The organism is Bacteroidota bacterium (genome assembly GCA_005882315.1).
Lineage (GTDB): Bacteria > Bacteroidota > Bacteroidia > Chitinophagales > Chitinophagaceae > VBAR01.
Genome location: VBAR01000004.1, coordinates 1 through 18491 on the forward strand (window position 1 = coordinate 1; position 18491 = coordinate 18491).

Below are 18491 nucleotides of genomic sequence, written 5' to 3' on the forward strand. Positions count from 1 at the left end.
TAATGGAAAAACGGGAAAACAAGCATTAATAGCGGTGTGTAATAAACTTTTAAAACAAGTATTTGCAGTGGTAAAAAACAAAACATTGTATCAACCTAATTATTGCTCAGCTAAACCATAAAAAAAATCAATTTTATATTTGGTTTTTTACACAGTTCATGTTGTGCGTAGTATTTGTTAACCATTAAACATTTTGTGACGTTTAATTTCTTTGCCCTGTCTAAGTTTTAATGAATGATAAACCGTCGGAACATCATTAGTCCAATTCTTCAATATGGCAATGATGGCTATAATTTCAAGTCTTGTCAACAGTCCGACAAAAAAGCAAATATTGAATAAGACAACTGAATGACATTGTAAAGTTATCTGTATTAGAGTTGCGAAAAGTAGCAACGTCCAGACTTTTGCACCAATTGAGTGTGTCGCAATTTCTTTTTTAAATTTTAAAAAGCAGATTACGTAGGTTAAACCTTCGAGGCCTAACAGCATTGTCAACTTTAATGAATTAGTCTTGAAAAAATCTGGACATTGAATGTAAGTCGCAATAGCAAATGAAATAAAAAATATTTGGTCAATTGTCGAATCTAACCGTCTTAAAGTCTGAGTGGAAATATTCAGGTGTCTTGCAATTATACCGTCAAAAATGTCTGTTAATAGGCCAATTGAGAAAAGCAAAACTGCAATAAATTTATAATTGTCCACCTGTTGAATGCTCAAATAAATTATTGTCAATCCTATTGCAAGTCTTGAATAGATTAATGTTTTAGGAATTTTGCTTATAATATTACGCACAACACATAAATATACACAATAAATCATTTTTCCAGAATTCACAAGCTGACAGTTTTTTTAAAGAGCAATTTTGCAGACCCTGATTTAATTACTTTACAGAACAGTGCTTATCTTCCGGAAAATTTCAAAACTATCTATTATGAGGACACTTGCATTTATCATTTCACTTTTCACCTTTCACTTTTCACTCAACGCACAAGATTTAAAATATTACTTACCGGAAAATGTTTCTTACAATCCCGCTATCCCTAAACCAAAAGATATCATTTATCATGAAGTAGGAGAGTTTCATGTAACACATGACAGGTTGGTGAATTATATGAAGGCTATTGCCGCTGCTGCGCCTGATAGAGTAAAACTGGAAATAATGGGATTCACTTATGAAAATCGTCCGCAGGTTTTATTAATTATTACTTCACCCAATAATCATAAACGTCTTGAAGAAATAAGACAGCAACATATTAAGCTGAGTGACCCTTCACAATCTGCATCGGTAAATATTGATAATATGCCGATCGTAGTTTGGATCGGTCATTCAATTCATGGGAATGAACCCAGCGGTGCCAATTCAAGTTTGCTGGAAGCTTATCATCTTGCAGCGGCACAGGGAAAAGAAATTGATGAGTTGCTGGAAAATGTAGTTATACTTTTTGATCCTTCATTTAATCCGGATGGATTACAGCGTTTTTCTACATGGGCCAACCAGCATAAGAGTAAAAATCTAGTTACTGATGTAAACTCAAGAGAGTTTAATGAAGTTTGGCCCGGCGGCCGTTTCAATCATTACTGGTTTGATATAAACCGTGATTGGTTACCGACTGTGCATCCTGAAAGTCAGAACAGAATTAACTGGTTTCATAAATGGAAACCGAATATTTTAACCGATCATCATGAACAGGGAAGTAATGCTACTTTCTTTTTTCAACCGGGAGTACCATCAAGAGTAAATCCATTAACGCCGGATAAAAACCAGGAGTTAACAGGTAAGCTTGCAAAGTTTCATGCAAAGGCACTGGATAAAATTGGCTCACTCTATTTCACTAAAGAAAACTATGATGATTTTTATTATGGCAAAGGATCTACTTACCCTGATATCAATGGCTGTATCGGAATTTTATTTGAACAGGCAAGTTCAAGAGGTCATGCGCAGGAAACAGCTAATGGTATTTTAAGATTTTCCTTTACGATCAAAAATCAATTTGTAACTGCTCTGTCAACGCTGGAAGGTGCAAAGAGTTTACGCAAAGAATTTTTAGAATGGCAAAGGGAGTTTTATAAAAAGGCGGTTGCTGCATCATCAGGCTCCGTTGCAGGGTATGTTTTTGGCGATAAAAATGATGTAGCAAAAACAAATCTTTTTGTACAGATATTATTGCGTCACCAGATCGAAGTAAATGAACTGGGTAGTGGTTTTGCAAATAATGATTACGAAAAAGATAAAGCCTATGCAGTTTCATTAAATCAAGCACAAAGCACATTAGTAAAAGCAATTTTTGAAAATATTCCTGTTTACAAAGACAGTTTGTTTTATGATATCACTGCATGGAATATGCCACTGGCTTTTGGATTGCCTTATACAAATGCTTCTTCAGGAGCATTTGGAAAAAAGATTGAATCCGTTCCGATAATAAAAGGCGAGATAGCCGGTGGTAAATCACAAAGTGGTTACCTGCTTGAATGGAGTGAATACTATGCACCCGCAGCTTTGTATGAATTATTAAATGCTGACTTAAACGCAAAGGTTACAACCAATCCTTTTGAGATTCCTGTTGCCGGCGGCAATCATAAATTTAATTATGGAACAATTTTAATTCCTGTTTCTATGCAGGATGCCAATGCTGACGAAGTTTATAATAAAGTAAATACTGTTGCAGAGAAATATGGATTGAAATTTTATGCATTGCAAACAGGCAATGCGATCAGCGGCAGTGATCCGGGGTCTAATAAAATTGTTGCATTGACAAAGCCCAGCATTGCGATGATCGTTGGTACAGGAGCCAATGCAACTGATGCAGGAGAGGTCTGGCATTTATTGGATCAGCGGATGAATATTCCTTCTACTCATTTGGAGCAATCTGTTTTCAATCGTGTTGATATAAATAAATACAATACCATCATAATGGCTGGCGGAACCTTCAGCGACTTGAATAAGGATAAGTTGAAAACATGGGTGCAGGCGGGTGGTACATTAATACTAACTGAAGAAGCTGTAACATGGGCATCTCAAAATGGAATTACAGATGTAAAATTTAAAAGAGCAAAACCCGGTGCTGATAGCACACAACGGGTTGGCTACACACAAAGAGAACAAATTGATGGTGCACAGCAAATGAACGGCGCCATCTTCGGAGCTGATGTTGATCTTACGCATCCGTTGGCGTATGGATATAATTCAAAAACAGTAAGTCTCTTTAAAGCAAACAAAGTGTTCCCCGAAAAAAGCAAGAATGCATATGCTACTCCTTTTTATTATACAGATAAACCATTGCAGAGTGGTTGGGTTAGCCGGCAAAATATGGATGCTATAAAAAATTCTGCTGCAGTTATTGTAAATGCAGTTGGTAATGGCCGTGTAATAAATATTGCAGATAATCCAAATTTCAGAGCATTCTGGCTCGGCGGTACTAAATTGTTTATGAATGCGATATTTTTTGGGAGAATAATTGATGCGGCGAGTGCAAGAAGCGAAGAATGAAATGGGAAAAACGAAATATGAAAATATGGTTTTTAAGCTAATAAGCTATGTTTTTCACGTTTGACCTTTCACTTTTAACAGCCTTCAATAGTTATCCCCAAGTAAGCCAACATTTAAAAATTACCGCAAAGTGGTATTGACTTCGACTACTAAATAACCTTAAATTGCATCGTTAAATTATTTATGTACGTTTAAAATTGAGCACTATGATTAAGTTACAGATTATCGGAAACCTCGGCAAAGATTGCGTGGTAAATGCAGTTAACGGAAAGAATGTTATAAACTTCACCGTTGCACACACAGAAAAGTATCGTGATTCACAAGGCAACAACCAGGAAAAAACAACCTGGGTTGATTGTGCTTACTGGAGCGATAAAACTGGTGTTGCGCAATATTTAACCAAGGGAAAACAGGTTTATGTGGAAGGCCAGCCTGAGGCAAGAGCTTTCCAGAGAAACGATGGAACTGCAGGAGCTTCACTTTCATTAAGAGTTCGTGACATCCAGTTATTGGGTGGCCGCGGCGAAGGAGTTCCTTCATCAGCTTCGGGATCATCACAGTCTTCTTCTATGAATGAGCCTGCGCCGATCAGCGAAGTATCAGACGATTTACCATTCTGAAAATAATTCAGATATCAGCAAAAAGCCTCTTCAGAACTGAAGAGGCTTTTTGTTTTATCCGGTTCTATCCTTAACGCTAAAATATTTTGTTTCTTTGCCTCATGTCAGAACAAAAATTTTCCTACCAACAACTATTTGATTTTTCTAAAACTGTTTTAAAAAAGATCGGTTGCAGCGATGCTGATGCTGAGCTATCAGTAAAAGTTTTACTATCTGCTGATCTGCGTGGCATCGACTCTCATGGTATAGCACGCCTTAGTGGTTATGTACGTTTATGGGAAGCAAAAAGAGTGAACTCAACACCTGCATTAAAAATAATTCATGAAACACCTTCAACTGCAGTTGTAGATGGTGATAGCGGATTAGGCCTGGTAGTGGCACCTTATGCAATGCAAGTGGCAATTGATAAAGCAAAAAGCGTCGGTACAGGTTGGGTAAGTGTACAAAACAGTAATCATTTTGGTATTGCAGGCTATCATGCAATGATGGCATTGGAACATGATATGATCGGTATTGCACTCACCAATGCAAGTCCGTTAGTTGCCCCGACATTTTCAGTTGAACGTTTATTGGGAACAAACCCCATTTGCGTTGTGATACCAGCAGGAGAGGAGCCGCCATTTGTGGCTGATATGGCAACTACAACAGCTGCAAACGGGAAACTGGAAATTTTACAACGCAAAAGTGGGGTTGCTCCATTGGGATGGATACAAACAAAAGAGGGTAAACAATCAACTGACCCGCATGAATTGAAAGCAGGTGGTGCATTGCTACCATTAGGAGGTGATAGGGAACATGGTAGTCATAAAGGTTATGCACTAGGAGCAATCGTTGACATTTTTTCTGCTGTATTGAGCGGTGCAAATTATGGTCCATGGGTTCCTCCGTTTCCTGCATACGTTCCAATGCCGGATGAGCAACCCGGAAAAGGTATTGGTCATTTCTTTGGCGCAATGCGTATTGATGCCTTCAGGCCTGCAGATGATTTTAAAAAACATATGGATAAATGGATCCGCCGTTTCCGTTCGGCAAAACCTTCACAAGGCCATGAAAAAGTTTTGATTCCCGGCGATCCCGAAAGAGCAATGGAAGCAGAAAGAATGAAAAATGGCATTCCATTACTGAAACCTGTGATTGATGATCTGAGTTTTCTTGGGGAGAAGTTTAAGGTTGAATTGTAGGGATGCCATAGTAGATGTAGTGACCCATTTTATTTACCTTTGGGACTTAAATCTAATATCATGGAAACAAAATCTATTATTGTAGGGACAGTATTTGTATTAGGTTATTACTTCTATCACGAAATTCCTGCAAAACCTGACACTCATAAGAAACAAGTTTTCCCAATACTAAATACTGGAAGTAAGTCACAATACAATATCACGATCCAAAATACAACCGATAAGCCTGATTTTTCTTGTGAGGCTCAATTAGCAACTATTGGCCGACTTAAGTCTTAATAATTCAGGTACTTTTCCCAAACAAAAACATTCCGCTTAGCATATTGGTCTGTAGTCATTGTAGAACTATTTCTAACAGCTGTTATCAACCTGCACACTTATCTTTGCGGCCTCAAAATTCTATACGATGAAAGTGATGAAATTCGGTGGTACATCCGTTGGCAAACCGGAAAGGATGCACCAGGTAGCAAAACTGATTACTAAAGGTGGTGATGAAACTATTGTTGTATTAAGTGCACTCAGCGGCACTACAAATGCCTTGGTAAGCATTGGTGATGCACTGGCTTCAGGCGACCGCAATCTCGCCAAACAAAATATTGATAAGCTGGAAGCGCATTACCAGCAATTCATCACAGAACTCGTTAAGAAACCCGAACTGTTAGAGAAAGCAAAAGCAATTATTGCTGAGCATTTTGAATTTCTAAATATCATTCTTAAAATTTCTTTCAGCGATGCACTGAATAAAGACATTCTTGCACAGGGCGAATTACTTTCTACTAAACTATTCTGTATTTATCTCGAAGAGATAGGTATTGATCATGCTTATCTGCCTGCATTGGAGTTTATGACTATTGATAGTAATGATGAGCCACAACTGGGTACTATTAAAATTAAATTAGCCCAGACTTTAAAGAATTATAAAGGAAAAAAATTATTCATTACACAGGGATATATCTGCCGTAATGCAAAAGGAGAAGTGGATAATCTGAAACGCGGAGGGAGTGATTACACAGCATCACTGGTTGCTGCAGCTGCCAATGCATCTGTTTGTGAAATATGGACAGACATAGATGGCATGCACAATAATGACCCGAGAGTGGTAAAGAAAACTATCCCAATTGAACAGCTAAGTTTTGAAGAAGCAGCAGAGTTGGCTTATTTCGGAGCAAAGATCTTACATCCGACTTGTATATGGCCTGCACAACAAGAAAAAGTGCCGGTTAAATTATTGAACACTATGCAGCCCGAAGCTGCAGGAACGACGATCCAGGAAAATGCCGGCTCTACCGGTATAAAAGCAATTGCTGCAAAAGACGGGATCATTTCAATTAATATAAAGAGCAGCCGCATGTTGCTGGCTTATGGTTTTTTGAGAAAGACATTTGAAGTGTTCGAAAAATACCGTACTTCAATTGATATGATCACTACCTCTGAGGTAGCTGTGTCCGTTACTATTGACAATAGCGTTTCGCTGAAGCAGATCGTAAAAGAGCTGGAGCCATTTGGAACTATTACTGTACAGGATAATCAATCTATTGTTTCAGTAGTGGGGAATGAAATAGCTGAAACAGAAAATATTCTTGCAAAATTATTTGATGCTTTATCTCCTGTGCCTATTAGTATGGTGAGTTATGGAGGAAGTAAACACAATGTTTCCATTCTGGTGCCATCTGAATTTAAAACACAGACATTGCAATTGCTGAATAAAGGATTGTTTGGATTAGAGTAATCAATGTTCTTCATCTTCTTCAGGTTGTATTGTATAAATGGCCACAGCGCTGGCATTGCCAAATGATCCTGCAAATGGCGCCTTTATTACTTTAACCATTGCAATATCAGCAGCTGGTAACATCGTAAGAAAACCGGGATCCATCGGCATCTCATCTACAAATATCCTCGCCTGGCTTCCCCGTATATAAGGGATGCTTACTCCTGTCCTGGATTTATAGATCTGTAAACCTGCTACCCGGCCTTGTAGCCAATCCAATACATTCATATAAGTAGCTGCACTTGTTTCATTCAGCACATCAATAATGTTGCCCTCTGTACTTTTAAACAAGCCACTGCAATATTTTTCATTTAATAAATCATACTGGCTTGCTGAATATGACCCTCTGTAACTTTGACCATACAGCGTTGCAAGGATGAGAATAAATACCAGAATTAAAAATGACTTTTTCATAGCTCTGTCCTCCATCTTAAAGTTACCTCATTTTCGTGTTAGGGCATCGTTAAGTATTAATTGACAGCTAACAATGATGTTCCAAATTTGGATTCCTGTAAAATCCTAGAAATAGTGATTACACATTCTGAATAAATTCTGAAGAAATTTTTTAAGAATTAGCCCGGATCAACCGTGTGCCGGATAATAATATGTTAATGTGACTTTTGTCATGCTAACAGTTTAGACGTTTTATTAGATTGAGGTATAATTCTACACACATGCGGTTATTTTCAATCTCATTGATAGCTCTATATATTGTTTTATCCCCCGGTTGGGAAACTGATTTTGAGTCAGCAAAGCAAAAAGCTAGCGAACAGCATAAATATATTCTCCTGAATTTTTCCGGCTCCGACTGGTGCGGTCCTTGTATCCGGATGCACAAAGAAATTTTTGAAAGCGACGTTTTTAAAACCTATGCAGATGCTAATCTTGTTCTGCTGAATGCAGATTTCCCCCGTTTAAAAAAGAACCAACTTTCCAAAGAGCAGCAAAAGAAAAACGACTTGCTGGCGGATAAGTATAATACTAAAGGAAGTTTTCCTTTAACCGTTTTGCTGGCAGGTGATGGATCTGTTATATATTCATGGGATGGTATGCCAGATAAAACCCCGGATCAATTCGTTAAACAGCTAAAAGAAATCATTGATGCCCGAAAATGAAACGCTGATCTTTGAGACAGGTGTTCATCGTCAGGTTTTAAAACTGATGGGCAATCGGTTTGAAATTACAGTAGTAGCTGAAGAGAAGGAATGGGCAGAGCAAATGATTGAGAAGGCAGTCAACGAGATCAGGCGGATTGAAAGACTGCTTACCACATTTAGTGAAGATAGTCAGACCAATCTCATTAACCGTAATGCAGGCATAAAACCAGTTGAAGTTGATAGTGAGATGTTTGATATAATCCAGCGATCAAAAAGAATTTCCGATATAACACAAGGTGCATTTGATATTACCTACGGGTCTGTAGATAAAAGTTTATGGAACTTTGATAAAACTTTGACATCGCTGCCATCACCTGAAATTGCAAAACAATCAGTTCACCTTATCAATTATAAAAATGTACTGTTGGATGAAAACAACTGCACTGTTTTCTTAAAGGAAAAAGGAATGCGGATTGGTTTTGGTGGAATCGGGAAAGGATATGCTGCAGAAAGAGCAAAAATGATCCTGGTTGAAAATGGAGTGGAAAGCGGAATCGTCAATGCAGCCGGTGATCTTACAGCATGGGGCAATCAACCGGATGGCAAACAATGGACCATTGGTATTGCCGATCCCGATAACCGTCATCATCCGTTTTCTTCTTTATCTATTTCAGGTATGTCGGTCGCTACTTCCGGCAATTATGAAAAGTTTGCAATAATTGATGGCAAAAGATACTCGCATACCATCGATCCTAAAACAGGATTGCCTGTTACTGGAATTAAAAGCGTAACCATTATTTGTCCTAATGCAGAGATTGCAGATGCTATGGCCACACCAGTGATGATAATGGGAGTAAGGGTAGGCCTAGACCTGATTAACCAGCTAAAGAACCTTGCTTGTATCATCGTTGATGATAACAATAATCTACACACATCGAAAAACATCAATCTAAAATGAGTAACCAGAAAAGTAAAAAGAAAATCGCTATGCAGGCCACGGCTGCAGTAACAGCAGCGTTGGTGCTTGCCTCCTGTTCTTCTGTTAAGGAGTACCAGAAGAACCGTCTAAATGATTCAGAAATGGTTTTGGGCAGCCGTAAAATTCAAAAAACGGAAACAAGTTTTCAGTCTTATCGTGAAGGCGCCTCTGGCGCAAATGGCGGAAAAACGGGTGGCGGTTGTGGTTGTAATTGATCTTTTTATTTTTTAAAACCAATTCATGAAGAAATTTTGTTTATCTATTGTCGGTGTATTTCTGATACTATTCTCAGGCTTTGCTCAAAACACACCGAAAGATTCTTCGCAGTATAAACCCAAGAAACTGACATTTGAAGAAGCGAATTTTGTCTCCAGCTATTATAATCAAACAGGAAATAATTCTGCTGTCACAGGTGGCATTGGCACCGAAAAGCTTTCCGATCTGTCGGGTTCAGTTGATGTGAAGTTTTTTAAATACGATCGTAAACTGCGTAAAAATAACTTTGATTTTGAGATCGGCATTGATCACTATACTTCAGCATCTTCCGATAAGATCAATCCTGCATCTATTTCTTCAGCTTCACATTCTGATACACGGATTTATCCTTCATTGAATTGGACAAGGGAGAATGAAACTAAAGGAACAACGATTGGAGCCGGTATTTCAGCATCTTCCGAGTTTGACTATAAATCACTAGGATTGAATTTGAATTTTGCAAAAAAGACGGCCGATAAGAATGGCGAATTTTCTGCCAGACTACAGGGCTATCTTGATAATTTAAAAATCATTTTACCGGTTGAGTTAAGGCCTCCGGCCGATCAGAATGATGACATAGATGAAAATAGTTACCCAACGGAAAAAAGAAATTCATTCAGCGGGTCGTTCTCATATTCGCAGATCATAAACCAGCGATTGCAGATCATGTTCATAGCAGACCTGATCTATCAACAAGGATATTTAGGTCTTCCTTTTCATCGAGTGTATTTCGATAACAATGTGGTGAAAGTTGAAAATCTTCCGGACACACGTTTGAAAATTCCGTTGGGTTTCAGGGCTAATTATTTTATTGGAGACAAAGTGATCATCCGGAGTTTTTACCGCTATTATAAAGATGACTGGGGATTGTCAGCGCATACTATTGACCTGGAGACACCGATTAAGATCACTCCCTTCTTTTCAATTACTCCTTTTTACAGGTATTATAACCAGACTGCTGTTGATTATTTCCAGCCATATCATACTCATAAAGCAGCCGATCAGTATTACACAAGCAATTATGATCTGTCCAAATTCAGCAGCAATTTCTTTGGTGCAGGTTTCAGGGTAGCACCGCCAAACGGTGTGTTTGGTAGCAAACATGTCAATATGCTTGAGCTAAGGTACGGTCGCTATAGCAGGAGTAATGGCTTGCAGTCAAATGCTATTTCATTGCATTTAAAGTTCAAATAGGGAACATTTTTAATATCACTTTAAAAATAAACCCCGCTGATTGCGGGGTTTATTTTTTCCTAATCTTTTATGATCTAAAAAATCGTAGTCTTAAATTATCACCAACGCATCTCCATAACTGAAAAAACGATACTTGTCTTTAATTGCTTTTTTATAAGCCTCCATTGTGAGTTCATAACCGGCAAAAGCACAAGTCATGATCAGCAAGCTTGTTTTTGGTAAATGGAAATTGGTGATCAGTGAGTCTGCAATATTAAATTCATACGGCGGATGAATAAACATATTCGTCCAACCTTCTGATGGCTTCAATAATTTTTGAGCGGTAAAAGAAGATTCAAGACAACGCATCGTTGTAGTACCAACAGAACAGATACGGTGGCCATATTCTCTTGCACGATTTACAATTTTGCAAGCCGTGTCATCAATGCGGTAATATTCTGCATCCATTTTATGCTTGCTCAGGTCTTCCACCTCTATCGGGCGGAAAGTGCCGAGGCCGGTATGCAGTGTTACTTCCGCGAAACGAATACCTTTTATCTCCAGGCGTTTGATTAATTCACGACTGAAATGCAAACCTGCAGTTGGTGCTGCTACAGCTCCTTCGTGTTTTGCATAAACAGTTTGATAACGTTCTTTATCTTCTTCATCAGGTTTACGCTTGATATATTTTGGTAAAGGAGTTTCCCCTAGTTTTTCCAATTGTGCACGGAACTCTTCCTCACTGCTTTCCCAGAGAAAACGGATAGTACGGCCGCGGCTCGTAGTATTGTCAATAACTTCTGCCACCAGTTCTTCCTGTTCGCCAAAATAGAGCTTGTTACCCACACGGATCTTACGGGCCGGGTCAACAATAACATCCCAAAGGCGGTTAGGCTTATTTAATTCACGCAACAAGAATACTTCGATCTTGGCACCGGTCTTTTCCTTACGGCCATACATTCTTGCCGGAAATACCTTAGTGTTGTTTACCACAAATGCATCCTTATCATCAAAATAATCAAGGATGTCGCGGAAATGCTTATTCTCCATCTGGCCTGTATGCCTGTGTACAACCATCATACGGGCATCTTCACGTCTTTTGGTGGGGGTTTGGGCGATAAGGTTCAAAGGGAGGTCGAAACGGAACTGTGATAACTTCATCTTAAAAAATGCTTTTAGTTACTGGATTATAAGCTGTATAACGATCACCGGTTGGTGCAGAGGGGAGGTTATATTACCATCCCGGCCTTACGGCGCCGGATTGGTTATACAGTCTGTCACAATTGCGACAGGTCTTAAAGTCGGCAAAGGTAAGGGTTGATAGACCAAGTTAGCGGAAAATTTTCCCCATCATTTCCCGTTATACAAATGGTCGGGGAGGAGGGGCAGCTGATATATTTGTGAAAAGCCTGTCAAATCATTTTCATTCTTTTATTTTATGCTTTTACATCAGTTGTTGCATCTTAAATTTGAGTAATAAAAAAATTACGAACCAACAACCAATAATGAAAAAACTAATTGTTTTCGTTTCTGCGGTTATCATTTCCTTATCTACTTTGGCACAAAAAAAACCTAAACCAGGAAAATATCCCAGCTTGCTTTGGGAAATTACCGGTAAAGGATTGAAAAAGCCATCTTATCTATTCGGCACAATGCATGTAAGCAGCAAGATCGCATTTCATCTGTCCGATTCTTTTTATCTCGGTATAAAAAATGCAGATGTTGTAGCACTTGAAACAAACCCTGAAAGTTGGCAGGAGGATATGGATAAATATGAAATGGAAAGTGGCCAGGGTTATCAGACAGCTGCTTCCCGGTTTGGCAATTATATAGGAGTGCCTGATGATTTTCTTACCATTAGTACACTGAAGTTTTATAAGTATGATACAAAAATTGAAAATGCATTATCAAGTAACCCATCCGTAATTAATAGTCTTCTTTACCGTACTTACGGTGATGATGAAGCTGATTTTGAGGAAGACACTTACCTTGATATGTATATTTATCAATGCGGAAAACGTTGGGGTAAAAAAGTGACAGGTGTAGAACACTATGAAGAAAGTATGCGGCTGATGATGGAAGCTTACAAAGATGCAGGAAAGGATAAGACACCGCAAAAAGAAAGAAGCGATGATTATGATAGCGATTATAGTCCCGGGAAATTGCAGGAGGCTTATCGTAACGGGAATCTTGATCAACTGGATTCAATCAATAAACTGAGCAGTTATTCAGCTGCATTTGATGAGAAATTTTTGTACCGCAGAAACGAGATACAGGCAGATGGTATCGACTCCATTATTAGATCCGGAGCAACACTTTTTGTGGGTGTTGGAGCCGCACACCTGCCGGGTGAAAGAGGCGTGATTGAAATACTAAGAAAGAGAGGATATAAGCTCCGTGCTATTAAAATACAGGAACGTGACAGCAAGCATAAAGAAATTGTTGAAAAGCTTCGTGTGCCGGTTACATTCAAAACTGAAGTTTCAGAAGATGGATTTTTTAAAGTAGATATTCCTGGAAAATTTCATAAAGCAGATATTGGCGAGTCTGTTGATCTGCGCCAGTATGCAGATATGGCAAACGGAAGTTATTATATGGTGACAAGGCTAATGACTAACGCATGGCTTTGGAACCATTCATCGGATGAAGCTTTTCGAAGAGTGGATAGTTTGCTATATGAGAATATACCGGGGAAAATTATTTCAAAAACTCCGATCGTAAAAAATGGCTACAAAGGTTTTGAGATTATCAATCGTACACGCAGGGGAGACATGCAGCATTACCAGATTTTTGTAACACCTTTTGAGATCTTATTTTTCAAAATAAGTGGTTCAGGGGATTATGTAAAGAATGGAACAGAAGCGCAGAAATTTTTTAACAGCATCCATTTAAAAGAATATAAAAACGGGGGTATAAAATATTCCCCGCCTTACGGTGGATTTAAAGTCGAGTTGCCACATGAGCCTTATATAGGTAACGATGGAAGTTGGATCTATGATGCAGAGGATAAAACGTCGGGTACGCATTACCGTATCATCCGTACTGATATCAGCAATTATAGTTTTGTAGAAGAAGACAGTTTTGATCTTTCCTTGATGGAAGAAAGTTTTGGGTCATCAGAATTCATCGCAAGAACTTTATCAAGAAAATTTGTAAACCATAAAGGTTATCCGGCACTTGAATGTAAGTTTAAAGACAAGGACAGTTCATTATTCATTACCCGATTTATCATCCGCGGTCCGCATTATTACACACTCGTGGCACATGGTAAAAATGAGACACCGAAAATGCAATCCTTTATCAATTCATTCGAACTATTGCCTTATAATTATAATGCAGCTAAAGAAAGAGTTGATACCTCATTGTATTTCAAAGTAAAGTCACCTGTTTACCCTGAGGATAAAAAAATTAAGCTGGATAATATGGGTAATGGCGGATGGTTCCGCAATTACGACGATGAAGGTGAGGCAGATGAATCGGAAAAAGGTAAACTGGAATCAGGAGTTTATAGGAACAAAATGATTCAAAATGACACCACAGGCGAAAAGATATATGTTACTTTTTTTAGAAATTCAAAATACGCATACTATAGTGATTCGATCTGGCTGGAGTTAGATAACAAGGGGCTGACCGATTTTGACAGCAGTTGGATCATCCGCTATAAAAATAAAACTGAGTTACCAAATAAAATGAAAGTTTGGGAAGTACAGGTATCTGATTCGGGAAGCAGCCGTATGCTCTGGGGCAAATCATTTTATAAGGATGGAGTTGGGTTTTCAATCGTTACACAAACGGATACACTGAGTAAACCCAGTGCTTTTATTAAAACTTTCTTTGAAACATTTACACCGGCAGATACATTAAAAGGACTCAATCCGTTTGAAAAGAAAACTAAGATCTTTTTTGATGATATGTTCAGCAGTGACAGTGTAGTGGTTAAAAGAGCTTACAGGAATCTTTCATCTATGGATTTTGATTCTGCCGATCTGCCGCAACTTAAAAAAGCTATATCCCGGATGAACTGGGATATGAAAAAATACCTGGACAGTAAAAAAGAGCTGATTGAAAAAATTGGCGAAATAAAAAATACGGTAGCAACAGATTACCTGAAAGAACTGTACTATGCAGCAGGTGATACGGTGGAATTACAGTATACCATATTGGAGGCTATACTTCAACACAAGACAGATCATGCATATAAAATGTTCAGGGATATCGTAACAGCCGATCCGCCTGTATTGAACGTAGGTGATAATAACTATAGCTATGATATTACCAATTATAGTGTGTATTCAGGCGGCAGGACGGGACGTAGCAGTGGCATGTCTTTCAGTTATTTTAATGGTAAGTTCTTTGATGAGTTAACCGATACACTGGAGCTTACACGTACTATTTTACCTGACCTGTTACCATTGATCAACCTTGATGATTATGAAAAGCCAATGATGGACCTGCTGGGGCAAATGGTGGACAGTAACCTGGTGAAGCCTAAGGATTATGAAATTTACTTCAGCAAATTCCTGGTCGAGGCAAAACAGTTATTAAAAAAGCAAGCTATTGCTGAAAAGAAACGTTTGATTGAGAAAGAAGAAAACAAAAAAGAAGCTAAGGAGGATTATGGTTATCGAACAAATGCGGATGCAGGTTTTGGTAATGCGGAACTTGAAACTTATGCAAAGCTGTTGTTGCCATTTGCAGAAACAAATAGTTCAGTAAAACCGGTACTTGACCAAATGTTGAATTCAAATGATAAGAAACTGAAGTATCATACTTTGTTGCTTTTAATTGAGCATAAGAAAAACTACCCGGATACGATGATCAGTTATTTTGCCAAGCAAGATGAATATCGTTATGATCTCTATGATGAATTAAAGAAAATGAAACGACTGGATCTTTTCCCTGATTCGTTCAATACGCATATTTCATTGGGAAAAAGCCGAATATTACTCGAAAACTCATATGGCAAGCCAGATTCTGTTTTATACCTTGATCGTTTACCGGTAGAATACAAGGGCAAAAAAGGCTTTGTTTATTTCTTCAAAGTAAAACCTAAGAAAGATGATGGTTTCTGGAAAATAGCGACAGTAGGCCTTGTACCAGAAGATCCCCAAAAATTCGAGTTTGAAACTGATAAGTTGGAGTGGCCATATTTTCCTACAATTTCGAATATCTATTCAAGATTGCCATCGTATAACAGTTATAATTTTACCCGGATAACTGACACTAAAATAAAAGAGGATGAACCCTTGCAGGGACAGTTAAGCAAGATCCTGAAGAAGTTGCTCTACTCAAAAAGAAAAAGTGCCAAAAAATTTTACAATGATGAGGATGAAGAAGGGTTAGGAAGAAACCGGAACTATGAGAATGATTAAATAAAAACGAATACTCTTTTTTATAACTAACCGCTGAATTATTCAGCGGTTTTTTTATGCCACAATTCCTTTTGGCACTGATTCAACCAGGCGGCGGGTATAATCGGATTGTGGATTTGTATAAACAGCTTCAGCAGTTCCGCTTTCTTCGATCTTTCCTTTGTACATCACCAGTATACGATCACTCATATAGCGTACAATGGAAAGATCATGTGAAATAAAAATGATAGTATAGTCAAATTTGCTTTTCAAATCATTTAGCAAGTTCAATACTTGGGCCTGTACAGATACATCTAATGCAGAAACAGATTCATCACAAACAATAAAAGATGGATTGAGAGCTAAAGCTCTTGCTATTACGATCCGTTGTCGTTGCCCACCGCTGAATTCATGCGGGTAACGATTGAAAAACCTTGCATCGAGATTTACACTTTCAAGCAACTCAACAGCTTTATCCTTTCTTTCTTTGTCAGTTTTAAGTATCGAATGAACTTTCATAGGCTCTGTGATCGCTGAGCCAATTGAAATGCGTGGATTAAGCGAAGAATAAGGATCCTGGAAAACGATCTGCATTTCTTTGCGTACATTCTTTAAATCAGTTGATGGAATAGTTGTAAGCTCCTGCTGGTTGAAAATTATTTTGCCTGAAGTAGGTTCTATTAAACGTAGCAATGTTCTGCCTAATGTTGTTTTTCCACAACCGCTTTCTCCTACAAGACCCAGGGTTTCTCCTTTGTACACTTCGAAACTCACATCATCAACTGCTTTTACATATTCAAGTGTTTTTCCAAGAAAAGTTTTTTTAGAAGGGAAGTAAACGGAAAGGTTCTGTACTTGCAGAAGTATTTTGTTTTGTGATTGGGATATTAGGGTATTGGGATATTTGGTTTCTATATTCGAAATTCCTTGTTCCTTGTTCGTTATTCTTCCAGTAGTATTCTTTTCATCCAGGAAATCACTCACTACAGGTAGCCGTTCTCCTTTTTTATGCAAAACCGGTCTGCAGGCAATTAATCCCTTTGTATAAGGATGTACAGCATTCGTGAAAATTTCTTTTACAGAATTCTGTTCAACAATTTCTCCTTTGTACATGATTACAGCACGGTCGGCTATTTCGGCTACGACACCCAAATCATGAGTAATAAAAATTACTCCCATTCCTGTTTGCTGTTGCAGTTCTTTTATTAATTCAAGAATGGTTCTTTGTACAGTTACATCCAATGCAGTGGTTGGCTCATCACATATCAATAGGGCAGGTTCGCAGCAAAGGGCCATTGCTATCATTACCCTTTGTTTTTGCCCGCCACTAAGCTGATGCGGATAACGATTAAAGATAGATCCTGGTGAAGGCAGTTTTACTTTGCTGAACCATTCAATTGTTTTTTGCTTTGCTTCTGTTGCTGAAATTTTTCTGTGTTGTAGCAAAGCTTCCATTACCTGGTTGCCGCAGGTGAGTACCGGGTTCAATGATGTCATCGGTTCCTGGAAGATCATCGAGATCTTATCGCCACGGATTTTTTGCAGATCTTTTTTGCTGAGTTGTAAAAGGTTTTTTGTTTCAGTTTCACTAAACAAAATTTCACCTGAACTGTATTTTGCCGGCGGAATTGGCAATAATTGAAGAATAGAAAGCGAGGTGACTGATTTTCCTGAGCCTGATTCGCCAACCAGCGCCACGATCTCATTTTTGTTTACTTCAAATGAAATATTTTTAACAGCATGTGTCGTTTCATTTTCTGCAATGAAATCAACAGAGAGGTTTTTTATTTGAAGTAATGGGGTCATTTATTGTATTCTATTTCATAATCCCGAAGGGATGTTATTTATATAGAATTAAAATATTATGAACGAATTTATCTCAAAACCCCGAAGGGGTGATATTAGTTTGATGTCCTTATTTATATGCCACCCCTTCGGGGTTGGTAATTTAGATATTGCTGTCATTTCGGGGCTATATTAATGGTATCCCTTCGGGATTTATTCAGGTGATTTTAAATATTAATCATAAAACTCAAACAAATATTTCTCATCAAACGAAATGTTGAACTTCTTTAGTAACAATAAATACTCCTGCCTGAATGTTCTGATTTCATGTTTCTTTTTCTGGTCACGGATATAATCGATTACTTTCCCATAGTTGGATTCAGAATAAGAGAATACACCATAACCTTCCTGCCAGGAAAATTTCTTTTTTAGCCAACCCTTCTCATTTATGAAATTGGTTGAATTATTTTTTATATCACGAACTAAATCGGAAATGCGCATCACCGGTTTTATTCCTGCCAATATATGAATATGATCTGGCATGCCATTTACTGCCAATGGTTTCTGTTCTTTACCTTTTATGATGCCTGCGATATACTTGTAAAGCTCAGTTTCAAACTCGGGGCGAATAAGGTTTTCCCTGCCTTTAACTGCAAATACATATTGTACATAAAGCTGTGAAAAGGTTCCAGCCATGATTGATGGTTTTAGATGTTTGGAGTATATATTCAGTAGCGATATGAACGTACAAGAGTGCGACGCAACGTAAGACCAATAGTAATAACAATGCTGATT

The 18491-nt window shown here is 38.1% G+C and carries 15 protein-coding genes; 10 read left to right on the forward strand and 5 right to left on the reverse strand.

Features of this window, described 5'->3' with window-relative positions:
- Nucleotides 1-177: 177 nt before the first annotated feature.
- Nucleotides 178-819 (reverse strand): CDP-alcohol phosphatidyltransferase family protein, encoded by a 642-nt coding sequence (locus E6H07_16880; protein TMI62087.1) that lies wholly within the window; start codon nt 817-819, stop codon nt 178-180.
- 112 nt (nt 820-931) lie between these two features.
- Here E6H07_16880 and E6H07_16885 point away from each other — a divergent pair, with 112 nt between their 5' ends.
- The 5 genes from E6H07_16885 (at nt 932) to E6H07_16905 (ending at nt 7017) form a co-directional block, all read left to right on the forward strand.
- Nucleotides 932-3487, forward strand: a complete 2556-nt coding sequence (locus E6H07_16885) for a zinc carboxypeptidase (GenBank protein ID TMI61943.1) — start codon at nt 932-934, stop codon at nt 3485-3487.
- A gap of 206 nt (nt 3488-3693) precedes the next feature.
- Nucleotides 3694-4107, forward strand: coding sequence for a single-stranded DNA-binding protein (locus tag E6H07_16890; GenBank protein ID TMI61944.1), 414 nt, complete (start codon nt 3694-3696; stop codon nt 4105-4107).
- 101 nt (nt 4108-4208) lie between these two features.
- Nucleotides 4209-5288 carry an Ldh family oxidoreductase gene (locus E6H07_16895; GenBank protein ID TMI61945.1) on the forward strand — a complete coding sequence of 360 codons (1080 nt, stop codon included), beginning with the start codon at nt 4209-4211 and terminating at the stop codon, nt 5286-5288.
- A gap of 60 nt (nt 5289-5348) precedes the next feature.
- Complete coding sequence (locus E6H07_16900) at nt 5349-5567, forward strand: hypothetical protein (protein TMI61946.1); 219 nt, start codon at nt 5349-5351, stop codon at nt 5565-5567.
- Between the two features lie 127 nt (nt 5568-5694).
- Entirely contained in the window at nt 5695-7017 is a 1323-nt protein-coding gene (locus tag E6H07_16905; GenBank protein ID TMI61947.1) for an aspartate kinase, read from the forward strand.
- Here E6H07_16905 and E6H07_16910 read toward each other — a convergent pair whose 3' ends face one another.
- A complete protein-coding gene (locus tag E6H07_16910) occupies nt 7018-7485 on the reverse strand; it encodes a hypothetical protein (protein TMI61948.1) in 468 nt (155 codons plus the stop codon).
- A gap of 245 nt (nt 7486-7730) precedes the next feature.
- On the opposite strand from E6H07_16910, the gene E6H07_16915 reads away from it, so the two are divergent.
- From E6H07_16915 to E6H07_16930, 4 genes are read left to right on the forward strand one after another with little or no spacing between them, the layout of a single operon-like run.
- Nucleotides 7731-8171, forward strand: a complete 441-nt coding sequence (locus tag E6H07_16915) for a thioredoxin family protein (protein TMI61949.1) — start codon at nt 7731-7733, stop codon at nt 8169-8171.
- Entirely contained in the window at nt 8158-9111 is a 954-nt protein-coding gene (locus E6H07_16920) for an FAD:protein FMN transferase (protein TMI61950.1), read from the forward strand. Before E6H07_16915 ends, E6H07_16920 begins: the two co-directional genes overlap by 14 nt.
- A gap of 29 nt (nt 9112-9140) precedes the next feature.
- Entirely contained in the window at nt 9141-9347 is a 207-nt protein-coding gene (locus E6H07_16925; protein TMI62088.1) for a DUF4266 domain-containing protein, read from the forward strand.
- Nucleotides 9348-9372: 25 nt separating this feature from the next.
- Nucleotides 9373-10581 carry a DUF3570 domain-containing protein gene (locus E6H07_16930; GenBank protein TMI61951.1) on the forward strand — a complete coding sequence of 403 codons (1209 nt, stop codon included), beginning with the start codon at nt 9373-9375 and terminating at the stop codon, nt 10579-10581.
- Nucleotides 10582-10671: 90 nt separating this feature from the next.
- Here the strand turns inward: E6H07_16930 and queA are convergent, their stop codons facing one another.
- Entirely contained in the window at nt 10672-11721 is a 1050-nt protein-coding gene (gene queA, locus E6H07_16935) for a tRNA preQ1(34) S-adenosylmethionine ribosyltransferase-isomerase QueA (GenBank protein ID TMI61952.1), read from the reverse strand.
- Between the two features lie 344 nt (nt 11722-12065).
- On the opposite strand from queA, the gene E6H07_16940 reads away from it, so the two are divergent.
- A complete protein-coding gene (locus tag E6H07_16940) occupies nt 12066-15932 on the forward strand; it encodes a TraB/GumN family protein (protein TMI61953.1) in 3867 nt (1288 codons plus the stop codon).
- A 54-nt stretch (nt 15933-15986) separates the two neighbouring features.
- On the opposite strand, the gene E6H07_16945 is transcribed toward E6H07_16940, so the two are convergent.
- A complete protein-coding gene (locus E6H07_16945; GenBank protein TMI61954.1) occupies nt 15987-17717 on the reverse strand; it encodes an ABC transporter ATP-binding protein in 1731 nt (576 codons plus the stop codon).
- 213 nt (nt 17718-17930) lie between these two features.
- Nucleotides 17931-18392: an IS200/IS605 family transposase gene (gene tnpA, locus E6H07_16950; protein ID TMI61955.1), complete on the reverse strand. Its 462-nt coding sequence runs from the start codon at nt 18390-18392 to the stop codon at nt 17931-17933.
- Nucleotides 18393-18491: the final 99 nt, after the last annotated feature.